At 74.5% G+C, this 15,187-nt stretch carries 4 protein-coding genes; all 4 read left to right on the forward strand.

What is annotated here, in order from left to right; genetic code table 11:
• Positions 1 to 123: 123 nt before the first annotated feature.
• Genes G5B40_RS15405 through G5B40_RS15420 form a run of 4 tightly spaced genes read left to right on the forward strand, consistent with a single transcriptional unit; the run spans position 124 to position 15,164 of the window.
• Entirely contained in the window at positions 124 to 12,444 is a 12,321-nt protein-coding gene (locus tag G5B40_RS15405) for a hypothetical protein (RefSeq protein ID WP_165100303.1), read from the forward strand.
• Between the two features lie 14 nt (positions 12,445 to 12,458).
• On the forward strand, positions 12,459 to 13,730 hold the full coding sequence (locus G5B40_RS15410; protein WP_165100305.1) for a hypothetical protein: 1,272 nt from the start codon (positions 12,459 to 12,461) through the stop codon (positions 13,728 to 13,730).
• 52 nt (positions 13,731 to 13,782) lie between these two features.
• On the forward strand, positions 13,783 to 14,829 hold the full coding sequence (locus G5B40_RS15415; RefSeq protein ID WP_165100308.1) for a response regulator: 1,047 nt from the start codon (positions 13,783 to 13,785) through the stop codon (positions 14,827 to 14,829).
• Entirely contained in the window at positions 14,826 to 15,164 is a 339-nt protein-coding gene (locus G5B40_RS15420; protein ID WP_165100310.1) for an Hpt domain-containing protein, read from the forward strand. Before G5B40_RS15415 ends, G5B40_RS15420 begins: the two co-directional genes overlap by 4 nt.
• Positions 15,165 to 15,187: the final 23 nt, after the last annotated feature.

Here is a 15,187-nt window from a genome sequence, read left to right on the forward strand (position 1 = left end):
GGCTACGCTTGGAAACCGTTCCACACTGTTTCCAGATCAAGTTCTGACTGAAGTTGGGGTGAGCCTCAAGCTACGGTTGTTTGCAGGTGCGATGGACAAACATGTTAGCCTGGAGCAAAGCACATGTCGGGAACCTCTGGCAAGGATGGCGCCGGCAGGCGTCAGGATCTGGATGGACGGGCCGAGTCCGAGCACACGCTCGAGAAGACGGACGCCGCGCTGCCCAATATTCATACGGGAAGCGTCGACCAGTATGATCCGCACGCTGCGGCGGAACCGCAAGACAGCGAAACCGCGCCGGGAGGCGCGGATTCCGCGCCGAACCAGAGCCGGGCGAGCGAGCCGCGCCCGGATGCGCCCGACAACCTGCCGCCTTCTGTGCCGGAAGGCGCGGAACCGATTCCGGAAGCGGGGATCTGGTCCGATTCGGATATCGCGAACGCGCTCGGCCTGTATCTCCAGGCGGGCGGGCCCCGCTTTGATGATGAGGCCGTCAAACTTGACGCGCCCGACGAAGGCGTCGCGCCCGCTTCGCCCGTCTTCGGCGCGCGCGAGACCGTCGCCGCCGACGGCGCCGCGGCGCCCGCCGTCGCGACCGCCGCGCTCGCCGTCGAGGTGACCCCGGTCGCCGACGCGCCGAGCCTGACGCTGGCCGACGCCGCCGGGAGCGAGGACCAGCCGCTGGCGCTCGAGATCGCGGCGGTCTCGCCCGACGCGGTCGCCGTCACGATCGCCGGCCTGCCCGAGGGCGCCGCCCTCTCCGCCGGGACCGACAATGGCGACGGGAGCTGGACCCTCGAGCCCGCCGAGCTCCAAGGCCTGACGCTGACCCCGCCGGCGGATTTCGCGGGCCGCTTCGAGCTTGCGGTGACCGCCGTCGCGACCGACGGCGCCGATACCGCCCTCGCCGCCGGGACCATCGCCGTCGCCATCGCCCCCGTCGCCGACGCGCCGAGCCTCTCGGTCGCCCCGGCCGCGGGCGCCGAGGACCAGCCGATCGCGCTCGAGATCCAGGCCGCCGCGACCGACGCGGACGGCTCCGAGACCCTCTCGATCGCCATCTCCGGCCTGCCCGAAGGCGCCGCCCTCTCCGCCGGGACCGATAATGGCGACGGGAGCTGGACCCTCGATCCCGCCGAGCTCCAAGGCCTGACGCTGACCCCGCCGGCGGAGTTCGCGGGCCGCTTCGAGCTCACCGTCGAGACCGTCGCCGCCGACGGCGCCGCGGCGCCCGCCGTCGCGACCGCCGCGCTCGCCGTCGAGGTGACCCCGGTCGCCGACGCGCCGAGCCTGACGCTGGCCGACGCCGCCGGGAGCGAGGACCAGCCGCTGGCGCTCGAGATCGCGGCGGTCTCGCCCGACGCGGTCGCCGTCACGATCGCCGGCCTGCCCGAGGGCGCCGCCCTCTCCGCCGGGACCGACAATGGCGACGGGAGCTGGACCCTCGAGCCCGCCGAGCTCCAAGGCCTGACGCTGACCCCGCCGGCGGATTTCGCGGGCCGCTTCGAGCTTGCGGTGACCGCCGTCGCGACCGACGGCGCCGATACCGCCCTCGCCGCCGGGACCATCGCCGTCGCCATCGCCCCCGTCGCCGACGCGCCGAGCCTCTCGGTCGCCCCGGCCGCGGGCGCCGAGGACCAGCCGATCGCGCTCGAGATCCAGGCCGCCGCGACCGACGCGGACGGCTCCGAGACCCTCTCGATCGCCATCTCCGGCCTGCCCGAAGGCGCCGCCCTCTCCGCCGGGACCGATAATGGCGACGGGAGCTGGACCCTCGATCCCGCCGAGCTCCAAGGCCTGACGCTGACCCCGCCGGCGGAGTTCGCGGGCCGCTTCGAGCTCACCGTCGAGACCGTCGCCGCCGACGGCGCCGCGGCGCCCGCCGTCGCGACCGCCGCGCTCGCCGTCGAGGTGACCCCGGTCGCCGACGCGCCGAGCCTGACGCTGGCCGACGCCGCCGGGAGCGAGGACCAGCCGCTGGCGCTCGAGATCGCGGCGGTCTCGCCCGACGCGGTCGCCGTCACGATCGCCGGCCTGCCCGAGGGCGCCGCCCTCTCCGCCGGGACCGACAATGGCGACGGGAGCTGGACCCTCGAGCCCGCCGAGCTCCAAGGCCTGACGCTGACCCCGCCGGCGGATTTCGCGGGCCGCTTCGAGCTTGCGGTGACCGCCGTCGCGACCGACGGCGCCGATACCGCCCTCGCCGCCGGGACCATCGCCGTCGCCATCGCCCCCGTCGCCGACGCGCCGAGCCTCTCGGTCGCCCCGGCCGCGGGCGCCGAGGACCAGCCGATCGCGCTCGAGATCCAGGCCGCCGCGACCGACGCGGACGGCTCCGAGACCCTCTCGATCGCCATCTCCGGCCTGCCCGAAGGCGCCGCCCTCTCCGCCGGGACCGATAATGGCGACGGGAGCTGGACCCTCGATCCCGCCGAGCTCCAAGGCCTGACGCTGACCCCGCCGGCGGAGTTCGCGGGCCGCTTCGAGCTCACCGTCGAGACCGTCGCCGCCGACGGCGCCGCGGCGCCCGCCGTCGCGACCGCCGCGCTCGCCGTCGAGGTGACCCCGGTCGCCGACGCGCCGAGCCTGACGCTGGCCGACGCCGCCGGGAGCGAGGACCAGCCGCTGGCGCTCGAGATCGCGGCGGTCTCGCCCGACGCGGTCGCCGTCACGATCGCCGGCCTGCCCGAGGGCGCCGCCCTCTCCGCCGGGACCGACAATGGCGACGGGAGCTGGACCCTCGAGCCCGCCGAGCTCCAAGGCCTGACGCTGACCCCGCCGGCGGATTTCGCGGGCCGCTTCGAGCTTGCGGTGACCGCCGTCGCGACCGACGGCGCCGATACCGCCCTCGCCGCCGGGACCATCGCCGTCGCCATCGCCCCCGTCGCCGACGCGCCGAGCCTCTCGGTCGCCCCGGCCGCGGGCGCCGAGGACCAGCCGATCGCGCTCGAGATCCAGGCCGCCGCGACCGACGCGGACGGCTCCGAGACCCTCTCGATCGCCATCTCCGGCCTGCCCGAAGGCGCCGCCCTCTCCGCCGGGACCGATAATGGCGACGGGAGCTGGACCCTCGATCCCGCCGAGCTCCAAGGCCTGACGCTGACCCCGCCGGCGGAGTTCGCGGGCCGCTTCGAGCTCACCGTCGAGACCGTCGCCGCCGACGGCGCCGCGGCGCCCGCCGTCGCGACCGCCGCGCTCGCCGTCGAGGTGACCCCGGTCGCCGACGCGCCGAGCCTGACGCTGGCCGACGCCGCCGGGAGCGAGGACCAGCCGCTGGCGCTCGAGATCGCGGCGGTCTCGCCCGACGCGGTCGCCGTCACGATCGCCGGCCTGCCCGAGGGCGCCGCCCTCTCCGCCGGGACCGACAATGGCGACGGGAGCTGGACCCTCGAGCCCGCCGAGCTCCAAGGCCTGACGCTGACCCCGCCGGCGGATTTCGCGGGCCGCTTCGAGCTTGCGGTGACCGCCGTCGCGACCGACGGCGCCGATACCGCCCTCGCCGCCGGGACCATCGCCGTCGCCATCGCCCCCGTCGCCGACGCGCCGAGCCTCTCGGTCGCCCCGGCCGCGGGCGCCGAGGACCAGCCGATCGCGCTCGAGATCCAGGCCGCCGCGACCGACGCGGACGGCTCCGAGACCCTCTCGATCGCCATCTCCGGCCTGCCCGAAGGCGCCGCCCTCTCCGCCGGGACCGATAATGGCGACGGGAGCTGGACCCTCGATCCCGCCGAGCTCCAAGGCCTGACGCTGACCCCGCCGGCGGAGTTCGCGGGCCGCTTCGAGCTCACCGTCGAGACCGTCGCCGCCGACGGCGCCGCGGCGCCCGCCGTCGCGACCGCCGCGCTCGCCGTCGAGGTGACCCCGGTCGCCGACGCGCCGAGCCTGACGCTGGCCGACGCCGCCGGGAGCGAGGACCAGCCGCTGGCGCTCGAGATCGCGGCGGTCTCGCCCGACGCGGTCGCCGTCACGATCGCCGGCCTGCCCGAGGGCGCCGCCCTCTCCGCCGGGACCGACAATGGCGACGGGAGCTGGACCCTCGAGCCCGCCGAGCTCCAAGGCCTGACGCTGACCCCGCCGGCGGATTTCGCGGGCCGCTTCGAGCTTGCGGTGACCGCCGTCGCGACCGACGGCGCCGATACCGCCCTCGCCGCCGGGACCATCGCCGTCGCCATCGCCCCCGTCGCCGACGCGCCGAGCCTCTCGGTCGCCCCGGCCGCGGGCGCCGAGGACCAGCCGATCGCGCTCGAGATCCAGGCCGCCGCGACCGACGCGGACGGCTCCGAGACCCTCTCGATCGCCATCTCCGGCCTGCCCGAAGGCGCCGCCCTCTCCGCCGGGACCGATAATGGCGACGGGAGCTGGACCCTCGATCCCGCCGAGCTCCAAGGCCTGACGCTGACCCCGCCGGCGGAGTTCGCGGGCCGCTTCGAGCTCACCGTCGAGACCGTCGCCGCCGACGGCGCCGCGGCGCCCGCCGTCGCGACCGCCGCGCTCGCCGTCGAGGTGACCCCGGTCGCCGACGCGCCGAGCCTGACGCTGGCCGACGCCGCCGGGAGCGAGGACCAGCCGCTGGCGCTCGAGATCGCGGCGGTCTCGCCCGACGCGGTCGCCGTCACGATCGCCGGCCTGCCCGAGGGCGCCGCCCTCTCCGCCGGGACCGACAATGGCGACGGGAGCTGGACCCTCGAGCCCGCCGAGCTCCAAGGCCTGACGCTGACCCCGCCGGCGGATTTCGCGGGCCGCTTCGAGCTTGCGGTGACCGCCGTCGCGACCGACGGCGCCGATACCGCCCTCGCCGCCGGGACCATCGCCGTCGCCATCGCCCCCGTCGCCGACGCGCCGAGCCTCTCGGTCGCCCCGGCCGCGGGCGCCGAGGACCAGCCGATCGCGCTCGAGATCCAGGCCGCCGCGACCGACGCGGACGGCTCCGAGACCCTCTCGATCGCCATCTCCGGCCTGCCCGAAGGCGCCGCCCTCTCCGCCGGGACCGATAATGGCGACGGGAGCTGGACCCTCGATCCCGCCGAGCTCCAAGGCCTGACGCTGACCCCGCCGGCGGAGTTCGCGGGCCGCTTCGAGCTCACCGTCGAGACCGTCGCCGCCGACGGCGCCGCGGCGCCCGCCGTCGCGACCGCCGCGCTCGCCGTCGAGGTGACCCCGGTCGCCGACGCGCCGAGCCTGACGCTGGCCGACGCCGCCGGGAGCGAGGACCAGCCGCTGGCGCTCGAGATCGCGGCGGTCTCGCCCGACGCGGTCGCCGTCACGATCGCCGGCCTGCCCGAGGGCGCCGCCCTCTCCGCCGGGACCGACAATGGCGACGGGAGCTGGACCCTCGAGCCCGCCGAGCTCCAAGGCCTGACGCTGACCCCGCCGGCGGATTTCGCGGGCCGCTTCGAGCTTGCGGTGACCGCCGTCGCGACCGACGGCGCCGATACCGCCCTCGCCGCCGGGACCATCGCCGTCGCCATCGCCCCCGTCGCCGACGCGCCGAGCCTCTCGGTCGCCCCGGCCGCGGGCGCCGAGGACCAGCCGATCGCGCTCGAGATCCAGGCCGCCGCGACCGACGCGGACGGCTCCGAGACCCTCTCGATCGCCATCTCCGGCCTGCCCGAAGGCGCCGCCCTCTCCGCCGGGACCGATAATGGCGACGGGAGCTGGACCCTCGATCCCGCCGAGCTCCAAGGCCTGACGCTGACCCCGCCGGCGGAGTTCGCGGGCCGCTTCGAGCTCACCGTCGAGACCGTCGCCGCCGACGGCGCCGCGGCGCCCGCCGTCGCGACCGCCGCGCTCGCCGTCGAGGTGACCCCGGTCGCCGACGCGCCGAGCCTGACGCTGGCCGACGCCGCCGGGAGCGAGGACCAGCCGCTGGCGCTCGAGATCGCGGCGGTCTCGCCCGACGCGGTCGCCGTCACGATCGCCGGCCTGCCCGAGGGCGCCGCCCTCTCCGCCGGGACCGACAATGGCGACGGGAGCTGGACCCTCGAGCCCGCCGAGCTCCAAGGCCTGACGCTGACCCCGCCGGCGGATTTCGCGGGCCGCTTCGAGCTTGCGGTGACCGCCGTCGCGACCGACGGCGCCGATACCGCCCTCGCCGCCGGGACCATCGCCGTCGCCATCGCCCCCGTCGCCGACGCGCCGAGCCTCTCGGTCGCCCCGGCCGCGGGCGCCGAGGACCAGCCGATCGCGCTCGAGATCCAGGCCGCCGCGACCGACGCGGACGGCTCCGAGACCCTCTCGATCGCCATCTCCGGCCTGCCCGAAGGCGCCGCCCTCTCCGCCGGGACCGATAATGGCGACGGGAGCTGGACCCTCGATCCCGCCGAGCTCCAAGGCCTGACGCTGACCCCGCCGGCGGAGTTCGCGGGCCGCTTCGAGCTCACCGTCGAGACCGTCGCCGCCGACGGCGCCGCGGCGCCCGCCGTCGCGACCGCCGCGCTCGCCGTCGAGGTGACCCCGGTCGCCGACGCGCCGAGCCTGACGCTGGCCGACGCCGCCGGGAGCGAGGACCAGCCGCTGGCGCTCGAGATCGCGGCGGTCTCGCCCGACGCGGTCGCCGTCACGATCGCCGGCCTGCCCGAGGGCGCCGCCCTCTCCGCCGGGACCGACAATGGCGACGGGAGCTGGACCCTCGAGCCCGCCGAGCTCCAAGGCCTGACGCTGACCCCGCCGGCGGATTTCGCGGGCCGCTTCGAGCTTGCGGTGACCGCCGTCGCGACCGACGGCGCCGATACCGCCCTCGCCGCCGGGACCATCGCCGTCGCCATCGCCCCCGTCGCCGACGCGCCGAGCCTCTCGGTCGCCCCGGCCGCGGGCGCCGAGGACCAGCCGATCGCGCTCGAGATCCAGGCCGCCGCGACCGACGCGGACGGCTCCGAGACCCTCTCGATCGCCATCTCCGGCCTGCCCGAAGGCGCCGCCCTCTCCGCCGGGACCGATAATGGCGACGGGAGCTGGACCCTCGATCCCGCCGAGCTCCAAGGCCTGACGCTGACCCCGCCGGCGGAGTTCGCGGGCCGCTTCGAGCTCACCGTCGAGACCGTCGCCGCCGACGGCGCCGCGGCGCCCGCCGTCGCGACCGCCGCGCTCGCCGTCGAGGTGACCCCGGTCGCCGACGCGCCGAGCCTGACGCTGGCCGACGCCGCCGGGAGCGAGGACCAGCCGCTGGCGCTCGAGATCGCGGCGGTCTCGCCCGACGCGGTCGCCGTCACGATCGCCGGCCTGCCCGAGGGCGCCGCCCTCTCCGCCGGGACCGACAATGGCGACGGGAGCTGGACCCTCGAGCCCGCCGAGCTCCAAGGCCTGACGCTGACCCCGCCGGCGGATTTCGCGGGCCGCTTCGAGCTTGCGGTGACCGCCGTCGCGACCGACGGCGCCGATACCGCCCTCGCCGCCGGGACCATCGCCGTCGCCATCGCCCCCGTCGCCGACGCGCCGAGCCTCTCGGTCGCCCCGGCCGCGGGCGCCGAGGACCAGCCGATCGCGCTCGAGATCCAGGCCGCCGCGACCGACGCGGACGGCTCCGAGACCCTCTCGATCGCCATCTCCGGCCTGCCCGAAGGCGCCGCCCTCTCCGCCGGGACCGATAATGGCGACGGGAGCTGGACCCTCGATCCCGCCGAGCTCCAAGGCCTGACGCTGACCCCGCCGGCGGAGTTCGCGGGCCGCTTCGAGCTCACCGTCGAGACCGTCGCCGCCGACGGCGCCGCGGCGCCCGCCGTCGCGACCGCCGCGCTCGCCGTCGAGGTGACCCCGGTCGCCGACGCGCCGAGCCTGACGCTGGCCGACGCCGCCGGGAGCGAGGACCAGCCGCTGGCGCTCGAGATCGCGGCGGTCTCGCCCGACGCGGTCGCCGTCACGATCGCCGGCCTGCCCGAGGGCGCCGCCCTCTCCGCCGGGACCGACAATGGCGACGGGAGCTGGACCCTCGAGCCCGCCGAGCTCCAAGGCCTGACGCTGACCCCGCCGGCGGATTTCGCGGGCCGCTTCGAGCTTGCGGTGACCGCCGTCGCGACCGACGGCGCCGATACCGCCCTCGCCGCCGGGACCATCGCCGTCGCCATCGCCCCCGTCGCCGACGCGCCGAGCCTCTCGGTCGCCCCGGCCGCGGGCGCCGAGGACCAGCCGATCGCGCTCGAGATCCAGGCCGCCGCGACCGACGCGGACGGCTCCGAGACCCTCTCGATCGCCATCTCCGGCCTGCCCGAAGGCGCCGCCCTCTCCGCCGGGACCGATAATGGCGACGGGAGCTGGACCCTCGATCCCGCCGAGCTCCAAGGCCTGACGCTGACCCCGCCGGCGGAGTTCGCGGGCCGCTTCGAGCTCACCGTCGAGACCGTCGCCGCCGACGGCGCCGCGGCGCCCGCCGTCGCGACCGCCGCGCTCGCCGTCGAGGTGACCCCGGTCGCCGACGCGCCGAGCCTGACGCTGGCCGACGCCGCCGGGAGCGAGGACCAGCCGCTGGCGCTCGAGATCGCGGCGGTCTCGCCCGACGCGGTCGCCGTCACGATCGCCGGCCTGCCCGAGGGCGCCGCCCTCTCCGCCGGGACCGACAATGGCGACGGGAGCTGGACCCTCGAGCCCGCCGAGCTCCAAGGCCTGACGCTGACCCCGCCGGCGGATTTCGCGGGCCGCTTCGAGCTTGCGGTGACCGCCGTCGCGACCGACGGCGCCGATACCGCCCTCGCCGCCGGGACCATCGCCGTCGCCATCGCCCCCGTCGCCGACGCGCCGAGCCTCTCGGTCGCCCCGGCCGCGGGCGCCGAGGACCAGCCGATCGCGCTCGAGATCCAGGCCGCCGCGACCGACGCGGACGGCTCCGAGACCCTCTCGATCGCCATCTCCGGCCTGCCCGAAGGCGCCGCCCTCTCCGCCGGGACCGATAATGGCGACGGGAGCTGGACCCTCGATCCCGCCGAGCTCCAAGGCCTGACGCTGACCCCGCCGGCGGAGTTCGCGGGCCGCTTCGAGCTCACCGTCGAGACCGTCGCCGCCGACGGCGCCGCGGCGCCCGCCGTCGCGACCGCCGCGCTCGCCGTCGAGGTGACCCCGGTCGCCGACGCGCCGAGCCTGACGCTGGCCGACGCCGCCGGGAGCGAGGACCAGCCGCTGGCGCTCGAGATCGCGGCGGTCTCGCCCGACGCGGTCGCCGTCACGATCGCCGGCCTGCCCGAGGGCGCCGCCCTCTCCGCCGGGACCGACAATGGCGACGGGAGCTGGACCCTCGAGCCCGCCGAGCTCCAAGGCCTGACGCTGACCCCGCCGGCGGATTTCGCGGGCCGCTTCGAGCTTGCGGTGACCGCCGTCGCGACCGACGGCGCCGATACCGCCCTCGCCGCCGGGACCATCGCCGTCGCCATCGCCCCCGTCGCCGACGCGCCGAGCCTCTCGGTCGCCCCGGCCGCGGGCGCCGAGGACCAGCCGATCGCGCTCGAGATCCAGGCCGCCGCGACCGACGCGGACGGCTCCGAGACCCTCTCGATCGCCATCTCCGGCCTGCCCGAAGGCGCCGCCCTCTCCGCCGGGACCGATAATGGCGACGGGAGCTGGACCCTCGATCCCGCCGAGCTCCAAGGCCTGACGCTGACCCCGCCGGCGGAGTTCGCGGGCCGCTTCGAGCTCACCGTCGAGACCGTCGCCGCCGACGGCGCCGCGGCGCCCGCCGTCGCGACCGCCGCGCTCGCCGTCGAGGTGACCCCGGTCGCCGACGCGCCGAGCCTGACGCTGGCCGACGCCGCCGGGAGCGAGGACCAGCCGCTGGCGCTCGAGATCGCGGCGGTCTCGCCCGACGCGGTCGCCGTCACGATCGCCGGCCTGCCCGAGGGCGCCGCCCTCTCCGCCGGGACCGACAATGGCGACGGGAGCTGGACCCTCGAGCCCGCCGAGCTCCAAGGCCTGACGCTGACCCCGCCGGCGGATTTCGCGGGCCGCTTCGAGCTTGCGGTGACCGCCGTCGCGACCGACGGCGCCGATACCGCCCTCGCCGCCGGGACCATCGCCGTCGCCATCGCCCCCGTCGCCGACGCGCCGAGCCTCTCGGTCGCCCCGGCCGCGGGCGCCGAGGACCAGCCGATCGCGCTCGAGATCCAGGCCGCCGCGACCGACGCGGACGGCTCCGAGACCCTCTCGATCGCCATCTCCGGCCTGCCCGAAGGCGCCGCCCTCTCCGCCGGGACCGATAATGGCGACGGGAGCTGGACCCTCGATCCCGCCGAGCTCCAAGGCCTGACGCTGACCCCGCCGGCGGAGTTCGCGGGCCGCTTCGAGCTCACCGTCGAGACCGTCGCCGCCGACGGCGCCGCGGCGCCCGCCGTCGCGACCGCCGCGCTCGCCGTCGAGGTGACCCCGGTCGCCGACGCGCCGAGCCTGACGCTGGCCGACGCCGCCGGGAGCGAGGACCAGCCGCTGGCGCTCGAGATCGCGGCGGTCTCGCCCGACGCGGTCGCCGTCACGATCGCCGGCCTGCCCGAGGGCGCCGCCCTCTCCGCCGGGACCGACAATGGCGACGGGAGCTGGACCCTCGAGCCCGCCGAGCTCCAAGGCCTGACGCTGACCCCGCCGGCGGATTTCGCGGGCCGCTTCGAGCTTGCGGTGACCGCCGTCGCGACCGACGGCGCCGATACCGCCCTCGCCGCCGGGACCATCGCCGTCGCCATCGCCCCCGTCGCCGACGCGCCGAGCCTCTCGGTCGCCCCGGCCGCGGGCGCCGAGGACCAGCCGATCGCGCTCGAGATCCAGGCCGCCGCGACCGACGCGGACGGCTCCGAGACCCTCTCGATCGCCATCTCCGGCCTGCCCGAAGGCGCCGCCCTCTCCGCCGGGACCGATAATGGCGACGGGAGCTGGACCCTCGATCCCGCCGAGCTCCAAGGCCTGACGCTGACCCCGCCGGCGGAGTTCGCGGGCCGCTTCGAGCTCACCGTCGAGACCGTCGCCGCCGACGGCGCCGCGGCGCCCGCCGTCGCGACCGCCGCGCTCGCCGTCGAGGTGACCCCGGTCGCCGACGCGCCGAGCCTGACGCTGGCCGACGCCGCCGGGAGCGAGGACCAGCCGCTGGCGCTCGAGATCGCGGCGGTCTCGCCCGACGCGGTCGCCGTCACGATCGCCGGCCTGCCCGAGGGCGCCGCCCTCTCCGCCGGGACCGACAATGGCGACGGGAGCTGGACCCTCGAGCCCGCCGAGCTCCAAGGCCTGACGCTGACCCCGCCGGCGGATTTCGCGGGCCGCTTCGAGCTTGCGGTGACCGCCGTCGCGACCGACGGCGCCGATACCGCCCTCGCCGCCGGGACCATCGCCGTCGCCATCGCCCCCGTCGCCGACGCGCCGAGCCTCTCGGTCGCCCCGGCCGCGGGCGCCGAGGACCAGCCGATCGCGCTCGAGATCCAGGCCGCCGCGACCGACGCGGACGGCTCCGAGACCCTCTCGATCGCCATCTCCGGCCTGCCCGAAGGCGCCGCCCTCTCCGCCGGGACCGATAATGGCGACGGGAGCTGGACCCTCGATCCCGCCGAGCTCCAAGGCCTGACGCTGACCCCGCCGGCGGAGTTCGCGGGCCGCTTCGAGCTCACCGTCGAGACCGTCGCCGCCGACGGCGCCGCGGCGCCCGCCGTCGCGACCGCCGCGCTCGCCGTCGAGGTGACCCCGGTCGCCGACGCGCCGAGCCTGACGCTGGCCGACGCCGCCGGGAGCGAGGACCAGCCGCTGGCGCTCGAGATCGCGGCGGTCTCGCCCGACGCGGTCGCCGTCACGATCGCCGGCCTGCCCGAGGGCGCCGCCCTCTCCGCCGGGACCGACAATGGCGACGGGAGCTGGACCCTCGAGCCCGCCGAGCTCCAAGGCCTGACGCTGACCCCGCCGGCGGATTTCGCGGGCCGCTTCGAGCTTGCGGTGACCGCCGTCGCGACCGACGGCGCCGATACCGCCCTCGCCGCCGGGACCATCGCCGTCGCCATCGCCCCCGTCGCCGACGCGCCGAGCCTCTCGGTCGCCCCGGCCGCGGGCGCCGAGGACCAGCCGATCGCGCTCGAGATCCAGGCCGCCGCGACCGACGCGGACGGCTCCGAGACCCTCTCGATCGCCATCTCCGGCCTGCCCGAAGGCGCCGCCCTCTCCGCCGGGACCGATAATGGCGACGGGAGCTGGACCCTCGATCCCGCCGAGCTCCAAGGCCTGACGCTGACCCCGCCGGCGGAGTTCGCGGGCCGCTTCGAGCTCACCGTCGAGACCGTCGCCGCCGACGGCGCCGCGGCGCCCGCCGTCGCGACCGCCGCGCTCGCCGTCGAGGTGACCCCGGTCGCCGACGCGCCGAGCCTGACGCTGGCCCTCGGTGAAGGCGCGCCCGGCGAGGGGGGGGCAGCGTCGAGAACGATTTCGTGGAAGATGGGAGTCAGAGCCACTCCGGCACATCGAGTGACGACGTGTTCGTCGTCGGTCGCGATCTGTTCATGAATGAAAACTTCAATATGCAGAACGGCGACGACATTCTGACGATCGATGGCGATACGTTCAACGGCAACAACCTGAACCTGGGGCCAGGCGACGATTATCTTACGCTCGGCGGAGACGCCCGCGGCTACACCGCCGTGAATGGCGCAAGCGGCGAAGACGTCCTCGCCTTCACCAAGGGGTCGGGTTCGTTCATCATATACAACTTCACGAATAATCAGGGGCGTATCAACACGCAGATATTCGACCTGGACACGTTCCGGACGATCTCCGTGAACAATGTCGAGGCCATCGCGTTCGGCGACGGCGTGATCGTCGGCGATGCGTCGCTGGTGAGGGATGCCGGGGGAAGCGCGACCGAGTATGCGCTCGACATCGGCGCGGCCCTGGCTGATGTGGATGGGTCTGAAACGCTGAGCGTCCTCGTTTCCGGCCTGCCCGAGGGCGCCGCCCTCTCCGCCGGGACCGACAATGGCGACGGGAGCTGGACCCTCGATCCCGCCGAGTTCCAAGGCCTGACGCTGACGACCGCCGGGGACGACCCATATGAGCTGACGATCACGGCGACCTCCACCGAATCGAACGGTTCGACAAGGAGCGTCAGCGTCTCTGTCGAGCCGGGACAGAACGCCTCGTCCCAGCTGCTGGATCTTGGCGTTTCCGCCAGCGGACTGGAGGACACCGCCATACCGCTGCCGATCGCCCTTGGCGCGCTCTCCTCCAATCAGACTGCGGAGGTGACCGTGACCGGCCTGACGGAAGGGATGAGCCTTTCCGCAGGGATCGACAACGGCGACGGATCGGTCTCTCTTTCGGCCGCCGAGCTTGAAGGGCTGACCCTGACCTCTGCTGAACCGGGAAGCGCGCTGCTAGAGATTTCGGCGACGGTCACCGACTCCGCCACGGGCGAGGTCACCAGCGCCTCCGCGGAATTGCCGGTAGAGGCGCTCGACGCGCCGGATGTGACGCTCGACATCCCCGACGTATCGGGAGTCCAGTCCGCGCCGGTTCCGCTTTCCATCAGTCTAGCGGATCTCGCCGCGACCGAAGAGGCCATCTTCACGATCGACGGCTTGGACGAGGGCGCGACGCTTAGCGCAGGGTCGCTGAACCCCGACGGGACCTACACGCTGGACGTCGAAGACCTGGTCGGGCTGACCCTCACCACGCCGAATCCTGAGGACATGGAGTTGGAGGTCACCGCCACGGTCACCGATCTCGAAACCGGCGCGACGTCCGAGGCGACCGAACTCGTCGATGTCGACATCATACCTTTGACTGGGCTCTGATGCCGAGTAACTGTGAGTTCACATTCGCGGTCGGCCGAGGAGCGACAAATCGATGAAGCAGGCATCGTCAACCGTTCGAAACGCGCAGGACCGCCCCCATCCTGTGCATCTGCTGATCTGCGACGACTCCATCTTCATGCGTATGGCGATTCGGACGCTCTGCGAGGAGGACCCGCGCATTGTCGTGATTGGGGAAGCCAGGGATGGCGCGGAGGCGATCGAGGCTGTCCGCACGCTGCAGCCGGATGTCGTCACCATGGATGTCGACATGCCGGGCGTCGACGGCGCCTCCGCGACGGAGCGGATCGTGCGCGAAAGCGAAATCCCGGTCATCATGCTCAGCGGCATCAACCGCAGCCGGAGCGCGCTGACCGACCATCTGCTCGAGTGCGGCGCCGTGGACGTGATATGGAAATCCGCGTCGATGATGGACATTGATATCGGCGGTGTCGCGCAGACCATCATCGAGAAGGTGCTGTTCTGGGGACAGAAGCCGGCGAATCCGGGCCCCTATCCGGCCGGCGATCCACAAGACGGCGCGCAGGCGCATGACGTCGTGCTGCTGTCGCTTGGCGATGGTGGGCCGCACGCCGTCGCGGCCGCGCTCGGCGAACCGGTCGCCGGAACCGCGCCCATCATTGTGGCTGCGGATATTCCGATGGCCTGCATGGATGGATTCATGAGGCGCCTTGGCAGGGTGACCGGCCTTCCCGTGACGCATGTCGAGGACGGAACGGCGCTTCACCACGACAACATATACGTCGTCCCCGGGACCGCTCGGCTTCGTCTTAAGCGAGAGGGCGACGAAATGTCGTTCCATCCGGACCCGGCGGCGGCTCCGCTTTCGAACAACTCGGCTTTTTCCACGACCCAGGTGATGCTGGCCAACGCAGGGATGACGGCGCTGATCGTCCTGTTGTCCGGAGGGCGGCCCACGATGCAGGCGATGAAACTTTCCGCAGCGAGGGGCGCGCGCATTCTGGTGCAGTCGCCGGATACCTGCGTCTCGTCGGCGGGGTTCGCCGAGGTCTTGGCGGACGTCGAAAGCGCGAAGGCGGCGACGCCGGGGGAGATCAGACGCATCCTGGGGATGAGATGAGCGGCGACCGGGCCGAAGGCGTCTCGCGGCTGAAGGAAAAGCTCCTCGAACTGCGGTGGGCCTATATGGCGGGCATGCCGCGGCGCCTCGAGCGGCTATGCGCGCTATGGACGGATTACGAGGCGACGGGCGGCGAGGCGGGGCTGGACGAAATCCTGAGGGAAACCCACAAGATCGCCGGCACCGCGACGATGTACGGCCTGGCCGATCTCGGGTCGATCGCCCGAGAAATAGAGGATCGCCTGCTCGATTTGCAACGAGACGGCGCGCAGGTTGTTCCCGATGAGCTTTCCGCCGCCATGGCGCGATTTCTGAACTGGCGATCGGAGGACTGACTCTGCCGATTCGCGGGGATTGC

Source organism: Pikeienuella piscinae (assembly GCF_011044155.1).
GTDB classification, from domain to species: Bacteria; Pseudomonadota; Alphaproteobacteria; order Rhodobacterales; family Rhodobacteraceae; genus Pikeienuella; species Pikeienuella piscinae.